Annotated in this window: 22 protein-coding genes; 12 read left to right on the top strand and 10 right to left on the bottom strand. The window is 61.7% G+C overall.

Annotation, left to right across the window (positions count from 1 at the left end; translation table 11 throughout):
* The first annotated feature begins 2 nt into the window (after positions 1–2).
* The 12 genes from rfaE1 (at position 3) to ispH (ending at position 12,703) form a co-directional block, all read left to right on the top strand.
* Complete coding sequence (gene rfaE1 / locus SKTS_RS03675; RefSeq protein WP_280513680.1) at positions 3–911, top strand: D-glycero-beta-D-manno-heptose-7-phosphate kinase; 909 nt, start codon at positions 3–5, stop codon at positions 909–911.
* 83 nt (positions 912–994) lie between these two features.
* Positions 995–1,987: an ADP-glyceromanno-heptose 6-epimerase gene (gene rfaD, locus SKTS_RS03670; protein ID WP_173060489.1), complete on the top strand. Its 993-nt coding sequence runs from the start codon at positions 995–997 to the stop codon at positions 1,985–1,987.
* 29 nt (positions 1,988–2,016) lie between these two features.
* Positions 2,017–2,367 carry a ComEA family DNA-binding protein gene (locus SKTS_RS03665; protein ID WP_173060486.1) on the top strand — a complete coding sequence of 117 codons (351 nt, stop codon included), beginning with the start codon at positions 2,017–2,019 and terminating at the stop codon, positions 2,365–2,367.
* Positions 2,368–2,484: 117 nt separating this feature from the next.
* On the top strand, positions 2,485–3,468 hold the full coding sequence (locus SKTS_RS03660) for a GGDEF domain-containing protein (RefSeq protein ID WP_173060483.1): 984 nt from the start codon (positions 2,485–2,487) through the stop codon (positions 3,466–3,468).
* The gene (gene cysM / locus SKTS_RS03655; protein ID WP_173060480.1) at positions 3,461–4,348 is read left to right on the top strand and encodes a cysteine synthase CysM; all 888 of its coding nucleotides are present in this window, start codon (positions 3,461–3,463) and stop codon (positions 4,346–4,348) included. Before SKTS_RS03660 ends, cysM begins: the two co-directional genes overlap by 8 nt.
* A 7-nt stretch (positions 4,349–4,355) precedes the next feature.
* Positions 4,356–4,790, top strand: a complete 435-nt coding sequence (locus tag SKTS_RS03650) for a biotin/lipoyl attachment domain-containing protein (protein WP_173060477.1) — start codon at positions 4,356–4,358, stop codon at positions 4,788–4,790.
* 52 nt (positions 4,791–4,842) lie between these two features.
* Positions 4,843–6,381, top strand: a complete 1,539-nt coding sequence (murJ, locus tag SKTS_RS03645; RefSeq protein ID WP_173060474.1) for a murein biosynthesis integral membrane protein MurJ — start codon at positions 4,843–4,845, stop codon at positions 6,379–6,381.
* A 782-nt stretch (positions 6,382–7,163) separates the two neighbouring features.
* Positions 7,164–8,087: a bifunctional riboflavin kinase/FAD synthetase gene (locus tag SKTS_RS03640; RefSeq protein ID WP_173060471.1), complete on the top strand. Its 924-nt coding sequence runs from the start codon at positions 7,164–7,166 to the stop codon at positions 8,085–8,087.
* The gene (ileS, locus tag SKTS_RS03635; RefSeq protein WP_173060468.1) at positions 8,088–10,877 is read left to right on the top strand and encodes an isoleucine--tRNA ligase; all 2,790 of its coding nucleotides are present in this window, start codon (positions 8,088–8,090) and stop codon (positions 10,875–10,877) included.
* On the top strand, positions 10,870–11,346 hold the full coding sequence (gene lspA / locus SKTS_RS03630; RefSeq protein ID WP_173060465.1) for a signal peptidase II: 477 nt from the start codon (positions 10,870–10,872) through the stop codon (positions 11,344–11,346). Before ileS ends, lspA begins: the two co-directional genes overlap by 8 nt.
* Positions 11,343–11,777, top strand: coding sequence for an FKBP-type peptidyl-prolyl cis-trans isomerase (locus tag SKTS_RS03625; protein ID WP_173060462.1), 435 nt, complete (start codon positions 11,343–11,345; stop codon positions 11,775–11,777). The genes lspA and SKTS_RS03625 overlap by 4 nt, the downstream gene beginning before the upstream one ends.
* On the top strand, positions 11,777–12,703 hold the full coding sequence (gene ispH / locus SKTS_RS03620) for a 4-hydroxy-3-methylbut-2-enyl diphosphate reductase (protein WP_173060460.1): 927 nt from the start codon (positions 11,777–11,779) through the stop codon (positions 12,701–12,703). The genes SKTS_RS03625 and ispH overlap by 1 nt, the downstream gene beginning before the upstream one ends.
* Before the next feature lie 95 nt (positions 12,704–12,798).
* Here the strand turns inward: ispH and SKTS_RS03615 are convergent, their stop codons facing one another.
* From SKTS_RS03615 to ybgC, 10 genes are all read right to left on the bottom strand, one after another.
* The gene (locus SKTS_RS03615) at positions 12,799–13,983 is read right to left on the bottom strand and encodes a YeeE/YedE family protein (RefSeq protein ID WP_173060456.1); all 1,185 of its coding nucleotides are present in this window, start codon (positions 13,981–13,983) and stop codon (positions 12,799–12,801) included.
* Between the two features lie 160 nt (positions 13,984–14,143).
* On the bottom strand, positions 14,144–14,812 hold the full coding sequence (queC, locus tag SKTS_RS03610) for a 7-cyano-7-deazaguanine synthase QueC (protein WP_244617429.1): 669 nt from the start codon (positions 14,810–14,812) through the stop codon (positions 14,144–14,146).
* On the bottom strand, positions 14,809–15,444 hold the full coding sequence (queE, locus tag SKTS_RS03605) for a 7-carboxy-7-deazaguanine synthase QueE (RefSeq protein WP_173060449.1): 636 nt from the start codon (positions 15,442–15,444) through the stop codon (positions 14,809–14,811). The genes queC and queE overlap by 4 nt, the downstream gene beginning before the upstream one ends.
* A gap of 1 nt (position 15,445) precedes the next feature.
* Positions 15,446–16,267 carry a tol-pal system protein YbgF gene (gene ybgF / locus SKTS_RS03600; protein WP_173060446.1) on the bottom strand — a complete coding sequence of 274 codons (822 nt, stop codon included), beginning with the start codon at positions 16,265–16,267 and terminating at the stop codon, positions 15,446–15,448.
* Positions 16,268–16,269: 2 nt separating this feature from the next.
* Complete coding sequence (pal, locus tag SKTS_RS03595) at positions 16,270–16,785, bottom strand: peptidoglycan-associated lipoprotein Pal (protein WP_173060443.1); 516 nt, start codon at positions 16,783–16,785, stop codon at positions 16,270–16,272.
* An 18-nt stretch (positions 16,786–16,803) separates the two neighbouring features.
* Positions 16,804–18,078, bottom strand: a complete 1,275-nt coding sequence (tolB, locus tag SKTS_RS03590; protein ID WP_173060440.1) for a Tol-Pal system beta propeller repeat protein TolB — start codon at positions 18,076–18,078, stop codon at positions 16,804–16,806.
* Positions 18,079–18,124: 46 nt separating this feature from the next.
* Complete coding sequence (gene tolA, locus SKTS_RS03585) at positions 18,125–18,940, bottom strand: cell envelope integrity protein TolA (RefSeq protein ID WP_173060437.1); 816 nt, start codon at positions 18,938–18,940, stop codon at positions 18,125–18,127.
* A complete protein-coding gene (tolR, locus tag SKTS_RS03580; RefSeq protein ID WP_173060434.1) occupies positions 18,941–19,360 on the bottom strand; it encodes a protein TolR in 420 nt (139 codons plus the stop codon).
* On the bottom strand, positions 19,360–20,031 hold the full coding sequence (tolQ, locus tag SKTS_RS03575; protein WP_173060431.1) for a protein TolQ: 672 nt from the start codon (positions 20,029–20,031) through the stop codon (positions 19,360–19,362). The genes tolR and tolQ overlap by 1 nt, the downstream gene beginning before the upstream one ends.
* Entirely contained in the window at positions 20,028–20,438 is a 411-nt protein-coding gene (ybgC, locus tag SKTS_RS03570; protein ID WP_173060429.1) for a tol-pal system-associated acyl-CoA thioesterase, read from the bottom strand. The genes tolQ and ybgC overlap by 4 nt, the downstream gene beginning before the upstream one ends.
* Positions 20,439–20,477: the final 39 nt, after the last annotated feature.

Here is a 20,477-nt window from a genome sequence, read left to right as displayed (position 1 = left end):
AGTTGAAACAGGCCCGCGTCCTGGTAGTGGGCGACGTCATGCTCGACCGCTACTGGTTCGGCGAGGTCAGCCGCATTTCCCCGGAGGCACCGGTACCGGTAGTCCATGTGAGCAAAACCGAGGAGCGCCCCGGCGGCGCGGCCAACGTGGCGCGCAATGCCGCCGCCTTGGGTGCGAAAGTGGCGCTGCTCTCGGTAGCGGGCACCGACGAGGCGGGCGACAACCTCGCGCGCCTGCTGACGCACGAAAACATCAACGTGGTGCTGCACCGCGATGCCGGTCTCGACACCACCATCAAGCTGCGCGTCATCGGACGCCAGCAGCAACTGCTGCGCATCGACTTCGAAACCTGGCCGGGCCATGAAGTCCTGCAAAACAAGCTGGCGGATTTCGAGCGCATGCTGGGCGATACCGACGTGGTGATCCTGTCCGACTACGGCAAGGGCGGCCTGACCCACATCGCGCGCATGATCGAACTGGCGCGCGCGGCCGGCAAGCCGGTCCTGGCCGACCCCAAGGGCGAGGATTACGAGCGCTACCGCAACGCCACCCTGCTCACCCCCAACCGGGGCGAATTCCGACAGGTTGCCGGGGGTTGGAAAAACGAAGAGGAACTGACGCGCAAGGCGCAGCAACTGCGCACGCAACTCAACCTCCAGGCCCTGCTGGTGACGCGTAGCGAAGAAGGCATGACACTGTATCGCGACGGCGAAGCCCTCACCGAACCCGCCCTGGCGCGCGAAGTGTTCGACGTCAGCGGCGCCGGCGACACCGTGATCGCCACCCTGGGCGTGATGCTGGCATCCGGTGCCGACCTGCCGGAAGCGATGCGCATGGCCAACAAGGCTGCAGGTATCGTGGTCGGCAAGCTGGGCACGGCAGTAGTGAGCCGCGAAGAATTGTTTGGGTAGCCATCAGCGGTCAGCCATCAGATTTTTGGTGGTTTAGCTGATTGCTGACAGCTGATAGCTGATTACTTAAAAAGGATAAACACATGTACTACATCGTCACCGGCGCCATGGGCTTTATCGGCGCCAACATCGTCAAGGCCCTCAACGAGCGCGGCGAGACCAACATCATCGCGGTGGACAACCTGAAAAAGGCGGACAAGTTCAAGAACCTGGTGGACTGCGAAATCGCGGACTACATGGACAAGGAAGACTTCCTCGACGCGGTGCTGGACGGGGCGTTCGACGACTCCATGCAGGCCGTGTTCCATGAAGGCGCGTGCTCCGACACCATGGAGACCGACGGACGCTACATGATGGAGAACAACTACCGCTACACCGTGTCCCTGCTCGAACACTGCCAGAACGAGGAAGTCCCCTTCCTCTACGCCTCCTCCGCCAGCGTGTACGGTGCTGGCAGCATCTTCAAGGAGTCGCGCGAATACGAAGGCCCGCTCAACGTCTACGGCTACTCCAAATTCCTCTTCGACCAGTACGTGCGCCGCATGTGGGCGGAAAAGACCGGCCAGATCGTCGGCTTCCGCTACTTCAACGTGTACGGTCCGCGCGAACAGCACAAGGGCCGCATGGCCTCGGTGGCCTTCCACTTCTTCAACCAGTACCAGGCGGAAGGCAAGGTCAAGCTGTTCGAAGGCTGCGAAGGCTACGCCAACGGCGAGCAGCGGCGCGATTTCGTCTCGGTGGAAGACGTGGTCAAGATCAACATGTGGTTCCTCGACCACCCCGACCAGTCCGGCATTTTCAACCTCGGCACCGGCCGTAGCCAGGCGTTCAACGACGTCGCCGTGGCCGCCGTCAACGCCTGCCGCAAGGCTAAGGGAGAAGTCGCCCTGACGCTGGCGCAGCTACAGCAGCAGGGCATCGTCGAATACGTCGCCTTCCCTGAAGCGCTCAAGGGCAAGTACCAGAGCTTCACCCAGGCCGACATTTCGGCGCTGCGCGACGCCGGCTACGACACGCCGCTCTACACCGTCGAACAGGGCGTGGAACGCTACGTCGATTACCTGCTGCAGAAGTAAGAGGCCGATTTACTTATCTGGAGATAACGATGAAAAAATTCCTGCTTGTCGTGTTTGCGTGGCTTGTCTTCATGGGTCTGGCGTTCGCCGGCGCCCCGATTGATCTTAATGCTGCCACCCAGGCGCAACTGGAAAGCGTGAAAGGCATCGGCCCGGTCAAGGCCAAGGCGATCATCGAGTACCGCACCAAGAACGGCCCGTTCAAAAGTGTCGACGACCTCCAGAAAGTGACCGGGTTTGGCAAACCCAGCGTGAACAAATTGCGCGCCGAAGTCACGGTGGGCGGCGCAAAATCCGCCAACGTAAAAGCCTCGGATGCCAAGGCCGCAGGAACCAAGGCCGCCGACGTGAAGGCCGGCACCAATAAAGCCGGCAAGTAAGCTCCATCCGTTCGTGCCAAGCCCCGCCCACAGCGGGGCTTTTCTATTTAAGCCGAAAAAAAACGGGCATAATGAACAGCCTGCGACTTTGCCACCCAAACTAAGGAACGTTCGCACTTGAATACGGCCCGTTTTGCTTTCATTCCACCTTGGCTCGACCCGCTGCGCGCCGTCGCTGTCGCCATGTTCGACAGCAACGGCGATTTGATCGAGGCCAACGAAGGGTTCCGTTTCACCCTGAGTCCTGAGGCTGGCTACAACGCAACGCAACGCATCGCCGAGCCGACCTTCGAAGCACTGCTAAGGATGCAACCGGACGAAACAGGCCTGGTTTACACCGGCCTGATCAACCTGCACATCGGCCACGGCATCACGCGCGCCTTCGCCGGCACGGTCTACCGCCGCAACCAGTTGTTCCTGCTGGCGGCCGAACTGGACATCTCCGCCTTCGAGTCGCTCAGCAGCGACAACGAACGCCTCAACCAGGAACTGGACGACGCCCGCAAGCAGGTCTCGAAGCGCAATCACACCCTGGAAAAACTGCAGGAGGAGATTGCCACGCTCAAGCGCAACGACGGTCTCACCGGCCTGGCCAACCTGAAATTGCTCGACGCCCGGGTGAGCGAGGAAATCCAGCGCTGGGAACGTTACCGCCGCCCACTGGCGCTGGTACTGATCGACCTGGACGAGTTCGGCAAGATCAATGACGAATTCGGCCGCAAGGTGGGCGACGAGTTGCTGCAGCATGTCGCCACCATTCTCAACGGCGCAACGCGTACCCTCGATCTGGTAGCGCGTTACGGCGGGCAGGAGTTCGCGGTGCTGCTGCCGGAAACCAACGAGATGGGCGCCATGATCGTGGCGGAGCGGCTGCGCATGGACCTCGAGAGCATGCTGATATTGCCCCTGTTGCGCCCGCTCACCGCCAGTTTCGGCGTCGCCCTGCTGCAACCGGACGAAAAGCGCGACGCCTACTACGCCCGCGCGGGTCGCGCCGTGAAATATGCCAAGTCTCACGGCAAGAACTGCATCGCCATGGCGGGAGTCGTCGCCGATTGCGATCACCTCTACCAGAGTTTCATCCAGGAACAAAATGTATAAAACCATCGAAGATTTCGTCGGCAATACGCCGCTGGTCCAGCTGAAACGCATTCCCGGCAACACCTCCAATACCGTGCTGGTCAAACTGGAAGGCAACAATCCTGCCGGCTCGGTGAAAGACCGTCCGGCGCTGTCCATGATCGTGCACGCCGAAGCGCGCGGCGAGATCAAGCCGGGCGACACCCTGATCGAGGCCACCAGCGGCAACACCGGCATCGCTCTGGCCATGGCGGCGTCGATGCGCGGCTACAGGATGGTGCTGGTGATGCCGGAGCACATGAGCGTGGAGCGCCGCCAGGTGATGCGCGCCTTCGGCGCGGAAATCGTCCTCACGCCCCGCACCGGCGGCATGGAAGCGGCCATCGACACCGCCAGCCGGATGCGGGCGGAAGGCCAGGGCATCATCCTCGACCAGTTCTCCAGCCCCGACAACCCGCTCGCGCATTACGAGGGTACCGGGCCGGAAATCTGGCGCGACACGCAAGGCACCATCACCCATTTCGTCAGCAGCATGGGCACCACCGGCACCATCATGGGCTGCTCGCGCTACCTCAAGGAGCAGAACCCGGACGTGCAGATCATCGGCGCCCAGCCGACCGACGGCTCGCAGATCCCCGGCATCCGCAAATGGCCGCTGGACTACCTGCCCAAAATCTGCGATTTCAGCCGCGTCGACCGCATCGTCGAAGTCTCGCAGACCGACGCGGAAGAAATGACCCGCCGCCTGGCGCGGGAAGAAGGCATCTTCGCCGGCATCTCTTCCGGCGGCGCCCTGGTGGCGGCGCTCGAAGTCTCGTCCCAGGTGGAAAACGCGGTGATCGTCTCCATCGTGTGCGACCGCGGCGACCGCTACCTCTCCACCGGCGTGTTTCCCGCATAACGACGCGATGGCAACGATCCGCGGCTGCGATTTTCCCGACGATTATTTCTACAGCGTCGAACACAACGTGTGGGCGCGCCTCGAGGCGGACGGCACGGTCACGCTGGGCGCGACTTCCTTCGGTCTGGCGCTGGCGGGCGAAATCGTGTCGTGCATGCCGAAACGCCCCGGCCGCGAGATCGAGCTCAACCGCGCGGTCGCCACCCTCGAGTCGGGCAAATGGGTCGACTCGATGAAATCGCCGATCAGCGGCGAGATCGTCGCCATCAACGAGGAAGTGGAAGCCAACCCCGCCCTGATCAACCAAGACCCCTATGGGGCGGGCTGGATCGTGCGGATGAAGCCGGCCAACTGGCCCACGGAAAGCACTCTCCTCGTCACCGGGCCGGCCATCGCCCAGGCTTTCAAAATCCGCATGGATGCCGAAGGTTTCGGCATTTGAACCTACTCTCCTTAGAAGCCGGCGAACATTCCGCCGCGCGGCCTGCTGAATAATGAACCTGCTCAAAGCCCTCGCCACCATCGGCAGCATGACCCTGCTCTCAAGAATTCTCGGGTTCCTGCGCGACACCATCATCGCCCGTGCCTTCGGCGCCGGCCTCTACACCGACGCCTTCTTCGTCGCTTTCAAGCTGCCCAACATGATGCGCCGCCTGTTCGCCGAGGGCGCCTTTTCCCAGGCCTTCGTTCCCATCCTCGCCGAGTACAAGACGCGACGCGGCCACGACGCCACACGCGACCTGATCGACCATGTGGCAACCTTTCTCGGGCTGGTGCTGGTGGGCGTCAGCCTGATCGGCATACTCGCCGCGCCGGCGGTGATCTACATCAGCGCACCGGGTTTCTCCGCCGACGCGGAGAAATTCGACCTCACGGTACAACTGCTGCGCTACATCTTCCCCTACATCTTCTTCATCTCGCTGGTGTCGCTGGCCGGCGGCGTGCTCAACACCTACAGCAAGTTCTCGGTGCCCGCCTTCACCCCGGTGCTGCTCAACCTGTCCTTCATCGCCTGCGCGCTGTGGCTGGCGCCCTACATGCACCCGCCGGTCATGGCGCTGGCGGTGGCGGTGCTACTCGGCGGCGTGCTGCAGCTCGGCGTACAGCTGCCCTACCTGGCAAAAATCGGCTTCCTCCCGAGATTCCGCCTCAACCTGCACGACGAGGGCGTGTGGCGCGTCATGAAGCTCATGGGGCCGGCAGTGTTCGGCGTCTCTATCGCCCAGATCAGCCTCCTGATCAACACCATCTTCGCCTCTTTCCTCGAAACCGGCAGCGTGTCCTGGCTCTATTACGCCGACCGCCTGATGGAATTCCCCACCGGCATCCTCGGCGTGGCGCTCGGCACCATCCTCCTGCCCTCCCTCGCCAAGCACTACGCCGACGACTCGCCCGAGCAATTCTCCAGCCTGCTCGACTGGGGCCTGCGCCTGACGCTGATGCTCGCCCTGCCCGCCGCGCTGGCTCTGGCGATACTCGCCGTGCCGCTGATTTCCACCCTGTTCTACTACGGCAAGTTCACCGCCCACGACCTGTGGATGACGCGCGAGGCCCTGATGGCCTACAGCGCCGGCCTGCTCGGCCTGATCATGGTCAAGGTGCTGGCGCCTGGCTTCTATTCCCGCCAGAACATCAAGACCCCGGTGAAAATCGCCATTTTCACCCTGCTCGCCACCCAGGCCATGAACCTCGCCTTCATCTGGAAACTGCACCACGCCGGGCTGGCACTCTCGATCGGCCTCGGCGCCTGCCTCAACGCCGGCCTGCTGTACTACCAGCTGCGTCGCCACAACATCTTCCAGCCGCAGCCGGGCTGGATGGTGTTCATGCTCAAGCTGGGTGTGGCGCTGGCGGCAATGGGGGCGGCGCTGTGGTTCGCCATGGGGCCGGAAGCGGCGTGGTTGAGCGGGGGCATCGTGTCGCGGGCGCTGCATCTGACTTGGGTGGTAGTGGCGGGTGCGGGCGCTTATTTCGCCACGCTGTTGCTGGTGGGGATACACCCCAGGGATTTCGTCAAGCGCGCGGTGGAATAGCGGGCTAGGTCAGACCGTCAGATGGTATATAAACGATCGGAGTGCACATCACGTTATGTCTAGCCAAGCATACCGCCTGCTAAGGCCTTTAATCGCTGCGCTTTCTGGTGCGTCGTTGGGCTACTTGGTTCTGATAGCTCCCATAATTTCTTTGCCCGTAACGTATCTCAAATGGCTCATCCCGTTCATAAAGGACATTGACTCCTACCTCTACAACATAGGGGCGGAGTACATCGTGACGGCTACTATGCTTTCTATCTTGGCGGTTCCAAACACTCTTCTAATGGCAGTTGCCGTTGCTTACTTGATGAAATTGCTCCGCCACCCTCGTATTGTTTTTTATTCCACATTCATTTGGCCGGCACTTGTATACCTGTCTTATTGGCTCGATGTTCTTCGCTTAAAGACACGGGCAGAACTCGCGGGCTTACCCTCAGACACTGGACATATTCCAATCGACATAAATTTCCCGGCAAGGGCAATCGGAATGCTGCTCATCTATTTTTTGTTTTCAACTTTGGTGTTTGCGATTTTTCGTCGCATATCAACCACTAGCCCGCGTAGGGCGCAATAACCAACGGGCATTGCGCCGCATGGTTTGATTTAGTTGCTGTTGGATGCGCTCCGCGCACCGTGTTTGATTGCCGGGCGGCCCCGGCTCCCAATCACCATGCGCAAAGCGCATTCCACCCCATCGAATCAGGCGACACACGCCTCTACGGCCCCGCGCTTTTTCATTTAGCCCCGGAGTGCGTATAATTCCCTCTTTTGTTTGACCGATTATGCTGATTTTCCGAGGAATTCCCGCCAGCGAGACGCCGATTGCCCTGACCATCGGCAATTTCGACGGCGTCCATCTGGGCCATCAGGCGATGCTCGAACGCATGGAAGAGGCCGCCAGGAAGCGCGGCCTGCCGGCGTGCGTGATGACGTTCGAGCCGCATCCGCGCGAATTCTTCACCCCGGACCAGGCGCCTACCCGTCTCACCAGCCTGCGCGAGAAACTGCAGCTGTTCGCCGAATACGGCGTAGACCGGGTGTTCATCTGCCCCTTCAACAAGCGCTTTGCCAGCATCGACGCGGGCGAGTTCGTCACTGAAATGCTGCACCATCGCTTGCAAACGCGCTGGGCGCTGATCGGCGACGATTTCCGCTTCGGCGCCAAGCGCGCGGGCGACTTCGATCTGCTGCAAGCGTCCGGCGCCCGGCTCGGTTTTGAAGTGGAGTCCATGCACAGCGTCATGGCGGCGGGTCTGCGCGTTTCCAGCACTGCGGTGCGGGAAGCACTGGCCGGCGGCGACCTCGACCTGGCGCGCGCGCTGCTGGGCCGCCCTTACAGCATCAGCGGGCGGGTGGAGCATGGCGAAAGCCTGGGGCACAAGATCGGCTTCCCGACTGCCAACATCCAGCTCAAGCACAACCGTCCGCCGCTGTGGGGCATTTTCGCGGTCGAGGTGGAGGGGCTTGGCGACCAGGCGCTGCAGGGTGCGGCCAGCCTGGGCGTGCGCCCGACGGTGATGAACAACGGCTTGCCGACGCTGGAAGTGCACCTGTTCAACTTCGACCAGCAGATTTACAACCGGCACGTGCGGGTGGATTTCCTGCACAAGCTGCGCGACGAAATGAAATTCCCCAACCTGGAAACGCTGACAGCGCAAATCGCAGCCGACGTGGCCAACGCAAAACGGTATTTTGGAACCCGATAAATGGCTGATTACAAAGACACACTGAACTTGCCCGACACGCCCTTCCCGATGCGCGGCGATCTCGCCAAGCGCGAGCCGGCGTGGGTCAAGCAGTGGCAGGATAAAAAACTCTACCAGCGCATCCGCGCCGCCAGCGCGGGCCGCCCCAAGTTCGTGCTGCACGACGGCCCGCCCTATGCCAACGGCGACATCCACATCGGCCACGCGGTCAACAAGATCCTCAAGGACATCATCGTCCGCTCCAAGACCCTGGCCGGTTTCGATGCACCCTATGTGCCGGGCTGGGACTGCCACGGCCTGCCGATCGAACTGCAGGTGGAGAAGCAGCACGGCAAGGAAATTCCCGCCTCCCGCTTCCGCGAACTGTGCCGCGATTATGCGCAGTCGCAGATCGAGCGCCAAAAGGCCGACTTCATCCGCCTCGGTGTGCTGGGCGAGTGGGACGATCCCTACCGCACCATGGATTTCAAGTTCGAAGCCGACATCATGCGCACCCTCGGACGCATCCACGCCAACGGCTACCTCTACCAGGGGCAGAAGCCGGTGCACTGGTGCATCGACTGCGGCTCGGCGCTGGCGGAAGCCGAGGTGGAATACGAGGACAAGACTTCGCCCGCCATCGACGTGGCCTTTGCGGTGAAAGATGTCGCCGCGCTGGCCCAAGCGCTCGGCATGAAGATCCCATCACAGCCGGTTTACGCGGTGATCTGGACCACCACGCCATGGACCCTGCCCGCCAACCAGGCCGTTTCCGTCCATCCCGAATTCGACTACGACCTGGTCCAGACGCCGAAAGGCATCCTCATCCTGGCGCACGATCTGGCCGAGGCCTGCATCCAGCGCTATGGTTTCGAGGCCGTCGAAGTGGTGGCGGTGGTCAAGGGTGCCGCGCTGGAGCACCTGCAGTTGCAGCACCCGTTCTACGAGCGCGTTGTGCCCATCATCTGCGGCGAACATGTGACCCTCGACGCCGGTACCGGGCTGGTGCATACGGCCCCGGCTCACGGCCAGGACGACTATGTGATCGGCAGCAAATACAAGCTGGCCGTCGATTGCCCGGTGGGCGACGACGGCAAGTTCTTCGAGCGCACCCCGCTGGTCGGCGGCCAGTCCATCTGGGCGGCAAATAAAACGGTCTTGGAAATCCTCAACACCAACGGCTCGCTGCTCAAGAACGAGAAGCTGCTGCACAGCTATCCCCACTGCTGGCGCCACAAGACGCCGATCATTTTCCGCGCCACGCATCAGTGGTTCATCGGCATGAATATCAGCCGTCAGCGATCAGTTGTCAGCGGTCAGTCAGCCACCTTGAGGGAGGCGGCGATGAAAGCCGTCGAGAACACCGAGTTCTTCCCCTCATGGGGACGCGCCCGGCTGGAGGCCATGATCAAGAACCGCCCCGACTGGTGCGTGTCGCGCCAGCGCAACTGGGGCGTGCCGATGCCGCTGTTCGTACACAAGGAATCGGGCGCGCTGCACCCGCGCACCCAGGAACTGCTGGAGCAGGTGGCCCAGCGCGTGGAGCAACAGGGCATCGAGGCCTGGTTCAGCCTCGACGCTACAGAACTGCTGGGCGCCGATGCCGCCACCTACAAGAAGGTGAGCGACACCCTCGACGTGTGGTTCGATTCCGGTTCGAGCCACGCCTGCGTGCTGAAACGGCGCGACTACCTGGCCCACCCCGCCGACCTGTACCTGGAAGGCTCCGACCAGCATCGCGGCTGGTTCCAGTCCTCGCTCCTCACCGGCTGCGCCACCGACGGCCATGCGCCCTACAAGGCGCTGCTCACCCACGGTTTCGTGGTGGATGGCAACGGCCACAAGATGAGCAAGTCCAAGGGCAACGTGGTCGCGCCGCAGAAGGTAATGGACACGCTGGGTGCGGACATCCTGCGCCTGTGGGTGGCGAGCACCGACTACTCCGGCGAACTGACCATCTCCGACGAGATTCTCAAGCGCGTGACCGAGGGCTATCGCCGCATCCGCAACACGCTGCGCTTCCTGCTCGCCAACCTGGCGGACTTCGACCCGGCGCAGCACGCCCTGCCGGTCGAGGACTGGCTGGAAATCGACCGCTACGCCCTGGCGCTGGCACAGTCGTTCCAGGACGATGTGGCGGCCGATTACAGCCGCTACGAATTCCACCTGGTGGCGCAGAAGCTCACCGCTTTCTGCTCGGAAGACCTGGGCGGCTTCTACCTGGACATCCTGAAAGACCGCCTCTATACCGCGGGCAAGGACTCCAGGGCGCGCCGCGCGGCGCAAAACGCGCTCTACCACGTCACCCACAGCCTGCTGCGCCTGATGGCGCCGGTTCTCAGCTTCACCGCGGAGGAAGCGTGGAGCGCGCTCACCGGCAAAACCGACGACAGCGTGTTTTTCCACACCTGGCACGACTTCCCGGCGCTTCCCGAAAGCACCGAACTGCTGGCGAAATGGCAGCAAATCCGTGATTTCCGCGCTCGCGTCACCAAGGAGCTGGAGGCGGTGCGGGTTTCCGGTGCGATCGGTTCCTCGCTGCAGGCCGAGGTCGAGGTTCAGGTCAGCGGCGAGCTGTTTGGCTTGCTGCAGAGCCTGGACGACGACCTGCGCTTCGTGCTGATCACTTCCCAGGCCAGACTGGTCCAGGCCGCCGAGGAAAAAGTCTTGGTCGCGTCCAGCCCGCACCAGAAATGCGAGCGCTGCTGGCACTACCGCGCCGACGTGGGCAAGAACGCCGCACACCCGACCCTGTGCGGGCGTTGCGACGCCAACCTGTTCGGCTCGGGCGAGGCGCGTTCCCATGCGTGATTGGCGCCTGTGGCTGGTGCCCAGCGCGCTGGTGATCGTGCTCGACCAGTTGACCAAGCACTGGATCGTGCAGGCTTTCAGCTTCGGCGAGAGCAGTCCCGTCACTTCGTACTTCAACCTGGTGCTGGCCCACAACAGCGGCGCCGCGTTCAGTTTTCTCGCCGCGGCGGGCGGGTGGCAGCGCCTGTTCTTCATCACCGTCGCGGCACTGGCTTCCGCCGTGATCCTGCACCTGCTGCGCAAGCACGGCCGGCAAACCCTGTTCGGCCTGGCGCTGAGCCTGGTGCTGGGCGGCGCGCTGGGCAACCTGGTCGACCGCATCCACTGGGGTTACGTGGTGGACTTCCTCGATTTCTATTACGGCAACTACCACTGGCCGGCTTTCAACGTCGCCGACATGGCCATTACCGGCGGGGTGATCCTGCTGGTGTGGGATAGCTTGCGCAAACCCGGAGCCGGAAAACCATGACCCGCACCGCACTGTGGGGCGACACCATCGCCCTGCACTACAGCCTGTCCGCCGGCGACGGCACCGAAGTCATGAACACGTTCGCTGACGATCCGGTCACGATCAAGCTGGGCGAGGGCGAAATCGAGGCCAAGCTGGAATCCTGCCTCATCGACCTCGAAGTCGGCCGACGCTACGTCTTCAACCTCGAGCCCGAGCAGGCTTTCGGCCTGTCCAACCCGGAGCAAGTCATGGACGTGCCGCTCGACGCCTTCGACGACCTGGAACTCGAAATCGGCAGCCTGGTCGAATTCGCACTGCCCGACGGCGAGACGCTGGCCGGGCAGATCAAGAGCGCCAACAAGGATTTCGCCACGGTGGACTTCAATCACCCGCTGAGCGGTTGTGCGGTCGTCTTCGAGGTCAAGATCATGGATATTCTGGAGCCCTGATGGAAATCGTGTTAGCCAATCCGCGCGGATTCTGCGCTGGCGTGGATCGCGCCATCGCCATCGTCGAGCGCGCGCTGGAGGGCTTCGGCGCGCCGATTTACGTGCGCCACGAGGTGGTGCACAACAAGTTCGTGGTGGAATGCCTGCGCGCCAAGGGTGCCATTTTCATCGAAAACCTCGACGAGGTTCCGCCCGGCAGCACGCTGGTATTCAGCGCCCACGGCGTGTCCCAGGCGGTCAGAACGGAAGCTGAAGCGCGCGGCCTGCAGGTGTTCGACGCCACCTGCCCGCTGGTCACCAAGGTCCATCTCGAGGTCGCACGGATGCGCGCCCAGGGCAGGGAAATCGTCATGATCGGGCACAAGGGGCATCCCGAGGTGGAAGGCACCATGGGGCAGACGGAAGGCGGCATGTACCTGGTGGAAACGCCGGAAGACGTCGCAAGGCTGGAAGTGAGCGACCCGGACAACCTCTCCTATGTCACCCAGACCACCCTGTCCATGGACGATGCCGGCAAGGTCGTCGCCGCGCTCAAGCAGCGCTTCCCCGCCATCACTGGCCCAAAGAAGGACGACATCTGCTACGCCACGCAAAACCGCCAGGATGCGGTCAAGGCGCTGGCGACCGCGTGCGACCTGGTCATCGTCGTCGGGTCGCCCAACAGCTCGAATTCCAACCGCCTGCGCGAAGTGGCGCAGAACATCGGCGTAACGGCCTACATGGTGGACAACGCCGGCCAGCTCGATGCAGCATGGCTGCAGGACAAGAAATGCGTGGGCGTGACGGCCGGCGCCTCGGCTCCGGATGTGCTGGTGCAGCAGGTGATCGAGCGGCTCAAGGAGCTGGGCGCCGGAAACGTGTCGGAACTGGACGGGAAAGCGGAAAACATTTCCTTTCCGCTGCCCAAGGCATTGCAGGCCTCTTAAACACAAAGGGCGCGGAGACCATCAAAGGGCGCGGAGACCATCAAAGGGCGCGGAGACCATCAAAGTATCCGCGCCCTTCTTGGTTCACACGCTTATCACGCTTCGCGCATCATCTTCCAGTACTGGTATTTCATGGTCCCGGCGCTGCCGGCGACAATCGCGGCAAAGGCGATGAACGAGCCGATCGCCAGGGTGGAAATGCCGGTCACCCCTTGGCCGATGGTGCAGCCCATCGCCAGCACGCCGCCGAACCCCATCAGCACCGCGCCGACGAAGTGGTTGGCGAAATCCTTGAAGCTGGCGAACCACTCGATGCGGAAGCTGCGGCTAATCAACGACCACAGCAGCGAACCCAGAATCACCCCGGCCACGGCCATTACGCCGAAAGTCAGCGAAACGGGCTTGAACCCGGCGGAAACATATCCGAAGGCCTGACCCATGGGGTTGATGAAGGTGAAGGACTGCGGCGAAAGCGGACGGCTATCGGCCGGCTTGACGTCCTCCGGCTTGGCCAGCATGTCCCACTGCTCCGACACGTAGTTCTGCAACGAGTAGGTCTGGCCGTCGGCGCTCATCATCACGTTGCTGGTAATGTACCAGGCCGCCAGGACCGCAATCCCGACCACCAGGCCACCCAGGATGTGGTCGGAGTTGGAGCGGAAATCTTCCGATTTGAAGGCGAAAGCCGCCAGACCCAGACCAAGCACCAGTCCAATGGCGAGGCGCGCCGATGTCGCCTTGTCGCTGCCGGCAAACACCGAACCCAGGTCCTGCTTGGTCTGCAACGTCACGGCGAGGGGACGCAGCCAGTCGTAGAACAGCACGGTGAACAGGGTCTTGTCGGAATTGGGAAAGGGGTTGGTCATGTAATAAGCAATCACGGCGATGATGGCGAGCACCATGATCGATTTCAGATTGCCGCCACCGATGCGGATCAGGCACTTGTTACCGCAACCCGAGGCCAGGGTCATGCCGACGCCGAACATCAGCCCGCCCAGCAGGTTTTCCGCCCATACCAGCTGGTTGGCGCGGTACGGCGGGAATGCGGCGTCGGCCTTGATCAAGCCGTTGGCCTCCAGCACCACCACGCCCAGCATGGCGATGGCGATCGCCAGCAACCAGGCGCGCATACGGCCGGTATCGCCCATGTTGACCCAGTCGGATATCGCACCCATGGTGCAGAAATTGGTCTTGTTGACCATCGCACCCATGACCAGGGCGATACCGAATGTGGCCCAGAGAAAAAAGGACTGTGCCGGCGCAAAACTTTCGTAAATCATTTCTTGAATCCTCTTAGATTGCAGACGCGTCTGATAGCGCGAATTTTAATCGAATTGACGCAAAGCACAATCGAATTACACGAAAAAGTGCAATTAAATTCGATAGTTAGTACATTCGTACTAGTGTGCCGTTTAGCGTGAAGCAGCACACTGAAACCAATCAAAGATAAGGGGTAGGATCGGGCACGCCCGCCTGTTCGAAGCCGGCCTTGCGCAGGCGGCAGGAATCGCAGCGCCCGCAGGCACGCCCCTGTGCGTCGGCCTGGTAGCAGGAGACGGTGAGCGCGTAGTCCACCCCGAGCGCGATGCCCTGGCGGATGATCTCGGCTTTGGAGAGGTGGATCAGCGGTGCGTGGATGGTAGTGGGATTCCCTTCCAATGCCGCCTTGGTGGCCAGGTTGGCCATGTCCTGGAAAGCTGCGATGTATTCCGGGCGGCAATCGGGATAGCCTGAGTAGTCGACCGCATTGGCGCCGATGAAGATGTCGCGGCTCTGCAATACCTCCGCCCAGGCCATGGCCAGCGAAAGCATGATGGTGTTGCGCGCGGGCACGTAGGTGACGGGGATACCGGATGCCGGGGCGCTCGGCACCTCGATACTGGCATCGGTGAGGGCGGAACCGCCGAACACGGTCAGGTCCAGTTTCAGCGTGCGCTGGGCGCTTGCGCCCAATGCCTCCGCCACGCGCGCCGCCGCCGCCAGTTCGGAGCGATGGCGCTGGCCGTAGTCCAGGCTCAGGCAATAGCAGTCGAACCCCTCGCTGCGCGCCATCGCCAGCGTAGTGGCGGAATCCAGCCCGCCGGAAAGCAATACTACTGCGTTCTTCACCGTCCGCGATCCTCGCGCCACAGCAGCTTGTGCAACTGCAGCTGGAATCTCACGTCGAGCCGGTCGCGCAGTATCCAGTCCGCCAGATCGGCCGGCCGCAAGTCCCCGGCCACCGGGGAAAACAGCACCGGGCATTTCTCGTTGAGGCGCCACTCCAGCAGCTGCTGCTTCGCCCATACGTAATCCGCCTCATCGCAGATCACGAACTTGAGCTCGTCGTGCGGCGTCAACAGCGCCAGGTTTGCCCAGCGGTTCTTGTCGACCTCGCCGGAAGCCGGCGTCTTGATGTCCACGATGCGCGACACGCGTGCGTCGACCTTGCCGATATCCAGGGCGCCGCTGGTTTCGAGCGAAACGGAATAGCCCGCATCGCACAAGCTGGCGAGCAGCGCGGGGCATTCCTTCTGCGCCAGCGGTTCGCCGCCGGTAACCGTCACGTATCTGGGACGGTAGCTCGCCACCTGCTCGAGAATGGCGGGAATTTCCAGCGGGACGCCTTCGTTGAAGGCATAGGCGGTATCGCAATAACCGCAACGCAGGGGGCAGCCGGTAAGGCGCACGAACACCGTCGGCAACCCGATGCGGCTGGTCTCCCCCTGCAGGGAATAGAAAATCTCGTTGACTTTCAGCACGTCATTTCACGGCTGCAAGGCGTTTCTTGGCTTTCTCCCCCGCGTCGCTCAAGGGGAACTTGGCCACCAGCTCTTCCAGGGATTTCTTCGCCGCTTCACTGTCGCCCATGTTTTGCTGGCAGGTGGCGATGTTCAGCATCGCGTCCGGCACCTTGGGGCTTTTCGGATACTGGCTGATCAGCGTCTGCTGGCTGGCGATGGCGGACTTGAAGTCCTTGAGGTTGAAGTAGGAGTTGCCGATCCAGTACTGCGAACTGGATGCCAACGGGCTTTGCGGGTAAGCCTGAATGAACTGCTGGAACGCCATCACGGCGCCCTGGTAATTACCCACCTTGAAAAGGTTGAAAGCCAGGTCGTAAGCCTTGCCCTCCGCCACCGGGTCTTCCGGAGCAGCAGCAACCGGCGTGACCGGCACGGGCGCTGTTTTGCCCACCTGTTTTTTCCCCTTGCCGGGTTTCACTTCTTCCACGGCGGGGGCTGGGGCAGGAGCCGGAGTCGCCGCACGCTGCTCGAGCAGGCGCAAACGGCTGTCCAGGTCCACATACAGGTCACGCTGGCGCTTCTGGGTGGTTTCGATGTCGTGGGCCTGCTCTTCGAGCTGGCCGCGCAGTTTGGCCAGTTCGCCCTTCACGGCCTCGATCTGGGAAAGGATGTCCAGACCCTGGCTGCGCTGGGTTTGTTCCTGGCTGGCGACGCGGGCATCCAGGCCTTGCAGCTTGGCCTGCAGTTCGACGATTTTGGCCTGCGCCTCATCGTCGGTGAACAAGCCCGCGTGACAAACACCCGCCAGCAGCAAGACTGGCAAAAGAGCAAGCCTGCGCACGATTACTCGCCCTTGTAGACGATGTCAGTACGGCGGTTCTGCGCCCAGGCGGCTTCGTCGTGACCTTCGGCCTTGGGTTTTTCTTCGCCGAAGCTGACGGTTTCCATCTGGCTGTCAGGTACGCCCAGCACGCTCATCATTTTCCTCACCGCCTCGGCACGCTTCTGGCCCAGCGCGATGTTGTATTCGCGGCTGCCGCGCTCGTCGCAATTGCCTTGCACGAATACCTTGGCATCTTTGTGCTGCTTGAGGTACTGGGCATGCGCTTCGATCATGGGCTTGTATTCGTCTTTCACGCTGAAGCTGTCGAGATCGAAGTAAGTGCTGCGCTTGGAGAGAATGTTGCTGGGATCGGTAAGCGGATTGGCTGCCACTGTGGACTGCTGCGCACCTTGTGTATCGGCCTTCTGGCCCATGCTCTTATCTTCCACCGCTGCGCCAGTCTGGCCTTTATCGCCGGTACTTGCACATGCAGACAACAAACCCAACAGAATCGCGCTAAACAACATTTTTTTCATTTTTTTCTCTCCTGAGAATTACTGGTTTTTTAACAAAGGACCCCAAGCAGGCTCTCGCACATCTCCTGCCTGCACTGACAACCGCTGTTTCACGCGCCCATCGCTGGACACTGCGGCCAAAACGCCACGGCGGTTGATTTCCGTAGCATAAATAATCATCTTGCCGTTAGGCGCAAAGCTGGGCGATTCGTCCTGTGGCGTGTCGGTCAGCAGCTGCACCTGGCTGGTGGCCAGATCCTGCACGGCGACATGGAACTTGCCGCTCTGGCGCTGGATGAAGACGAAGCTTTTGCCGTCCGGGCTGAAATGGGGCGAAACGTTGTAGCTGCCGTCGAAGGTCAGCCGCTGCGCCGCGCCGCCCACCGCCGGCATGCGGTAAATCTGCGCGCTGCCGCCACGGTCCGAGGTAAAGATGATCCATTTGCCGTCAGGCGAAAAATCCGGCTCGGTGTCGATGATGGAATTGGCGCTCCAGCGCTGCAGGTTGCCGCCATCCGCGTTGACCATGTAGAGCTGCGAATTGCCGTCCCGCGTCAGGGCGATTGCCAGCTTGCGCCCGTCAGGCGACCAGGCCGGCGCGCTGGCGCTGCCCTTGACGCTGACCAGCTGCTTGCGTCCGCCGCTCACCAGATTCTGCACATAGACGATCGGTTTTTTCTGTTCGAATGAAACATAGGCCAGGCGCGTGCCGTCCGGCGACCAGACCGGCGACAGGATCGGCTCCTGAGAAGCCAGGACGGTCTGCGCGCCGTAGCCGTCGGCGTCCGCGACCTGCAGCTCGAAGCGCTTGCCGTTCTTGACGACGTAGGCGATCTGCGTGCTGAACACGCCGACATCGCCGGTCAGCTTTTCATAAATCACATCGGCGATCTTGTGAGCAGTGGAACGCAGCTGGGCCGGGGTGATGGTGTAGCTGAAGCCCGCCAGTTGCGCCTGCTTGACCACGTCCATCAAGCGGAAACGCACGTCGAGCTTGCCGTCCGGGCGCGCGGAGATGCTGCCGATCACCAGGCCCTCTGCGCCCTTTCCCGTCCACTCCGCATAGCGCACTTCGGCCGGGTCATGCGGCGGCTGCGGGCTCGCCGGGTCCACCAGCCGGAACAGCCCGCTGCGCGCCAGGTCGGAGCCAACAATGGCGGTCATGCTTTGCGGCAGCATGCTTTCCGCGGCGAACGGCACGATCGCCAGCGGAATCTGGTTACCGGCGCCGCCGGTGATTTCGATGGTCAGCGCGGCGTGCAGCGGCGTGGCGATCGCTAGCAGCAACATCAGACACCATTTTTTAAATCGCATTTTCATTTCAACTCCTTGTGCAGCGTGGCTTTCAGCCACCATGCGATCAATCTTCGTGCAACCTGAATTTCAGGTGCAGCTCGCGAAACTCTCCGAACAAGGTCGGGTCGGGCGGCAACGGCAGGGGCTGCGCCTTGTATATCGCCCGCTCCACGGCGCTGTCGTAGGCGCTGGAACCGCTGCTGCGCGTCAGCTTCAAATTCAGCACTTCTCCCGTTGGCATCAGGGTCACGTCGAATTCCGCCGCAGGGTTGCCAGTCAGGTCAGGCGGCAAAATAGTCTTGCTCTTGATCTTGGCCTGGATACGGCTCTTGAAATCGCCCACCATGCTTTGTGACGCCGCATTTCGCGCCGCCACCTGAGCCTTGAGCGCCTTGGCCGCCTCGGCCTGGGCCTGCTGCTGGCGCATCTTTTCGGCCGTCTCCTGCTGAAGCTTCTTTTCCTGCTCGCGCTTTTCCTGTTCCTGCCTGAGTTTCTCTTTTTGCTGCTTTATTTCCTCTTCCTTGAGCTTCTTTTTTTCATCTTCCTTGCGCCGCGCCTCCTTGGCCTTGAGCTCGATCTCGGCCTTGCTCGGCTTTGCCTCCGGTTGCGGCTCGGGTTTCACCGCCTTGGGCTTGGGCTCCGGCTCCGGTTTAGGCTCCGGTTTAGGCTCCGGTTTAGGCTCCGGTTTGGGCGTCGGGCGCTGTTGCGGCCGATTTGACTCCACATTCGGCAAAGAGTTCCACAACTCCACTTCGACTGCCGCCGGTTCCTTGTTCTGCCAGCTTACGCCGAAGATCATCAGCCCCAGGAACAGGGCGTGCACCAGCAAGGCCAGTGCTCCCGCCTTCATCTGGCCCGGCTCTTCCCGACGGAAAACCATTTACTGACCCTTCGGCTTCGCCAGCAGACCGATTTTCCTGACCTGATTCTGCTGCAAGATATCCATCACGCTCAGCACTTCTTCGTAGCGCACGTTCTTGTCCCCGGCGATCACCACGGACTGCTCCGGATTGTTCTCCTGCTTGTCCTTCACCGCCTGTACCAGTTCTTCGCGCGACACTTCCTGATCCTTCTGGCCCTTGTCGAGGTCGCGCAGCAGCAGGCGCTTGTCTGCCTTGATGGTGATTTGCAGCGGCGCCACCGGCGGCTTGAGCGACTGCCCCACCTGCGGCAGATCGATCTGACCGGGATTAACCAGCGGCGCGGTGATCATGAAAATGATCAGCAGCACCAGCATCACGTCGATATAGGGCACGACGTTGATCTGATTCATCAACTTGCGCGGACGGCGGAGGCTCATTACTTCGCTTGCCGCTGCAGGATGTTGGAGAATTCTTCCATGAAACTGTCGAAACGCGTCGCCAGGCGGTCGATTTCCGAGCTATAGCGGTTGTAGGCGATCACGGCGGGAATGGCGGCGAACAGCCCCATGGCGGTGGCGATCAGCGCCTCCGCAATGCCGGGCGCGACGTGGGCCAGGGTTGCCTGCCCCACGCTGGAGAGACTGCGGAACGCGTTCATGATGCCCCAAACGGTGCCGAACAGCCCGACATAAGGGCTGACCGAGCCGACCGTGGCGAGGAACGGCAGGTGCGACTCGAGCAGGTCCAGCTCGCGGTGGTAGGCCGCCCGCATGGCGCGGCGCGTGCTTTCCATCACCACGCTGACATCCATGCCGGTCTGTTTGCGCAGCTTGAGAAATTCCTTGAAGCCGCCGTCGAAAATCATTTCCATGCCGCTCGAATCGCGGCTGGAGGTTTTCTGGTACAGCGCGTTGAGATCCTGCCCGCTCCAGAAATCGCGTTCGAACTTGTCGGTCATCTGCTTCGCGACGTTGATGGTGAACATCTTGCGGAAGATGTACCACCATGACATGAAGGAGGCCAGCAACAATCCCAGCATCACCAGCTGCACCACCACGCTGGCGTTGGTGATGAGTCCCAGAAAAGATAAATCCTGCGTTACGTTCACGTTCTGCTTTCCATTTTTTCCCGAATGATCTCAGGAATTTCCACCGGTTTGAATGACAATTGGTTCACACACACGATTTTAACACTAGCATGTGTCAAGATTTCGTTAACCCGTTCCACAGTCTGGGTGAATTCGATCCAGCTGCGGCCCGTGGCATGGACGCTCACGCTTACCTGCAGCAAGTCGTCGAACACTGCCGGGCGCCGGTAAGTGATATGCACGTCGCGCACCACGAAAATGACGCCATGCTCGCGTGCCAACTCGCTCTGCGCAAAGCCGTGGGCGCGCAGCCATTCGGTCCGTGCGCGCTCCATGAACTTGAGGTAATTGGCGTAATACACCACCCCGCCCGAGTCGGTATCCTCGTAATAGACCCGCACCGGCCATGAAAAAATCTCAGATTTCACGTGCGCGGCATTCTCGCATATCGGGCTTACACATTGCTT

The sequence above is a fragment of the Sulfurimicrobium lacus genome (assembly GCF_011764585.1).
In the GTDB taxonomy this organism is placed as follows: domain Bacteria; phylum Pseudomonadota; class Gammaproteobacteria; order Burkholderiales; family Sulfuricellaceae; genus Sulfurimicrobium; species Sulfurimicrobium lacus.
Note: the sequence above shows the minus strand (reverse complement) of the source record. Positions and strands in the feature narration are given on the sequence as shown.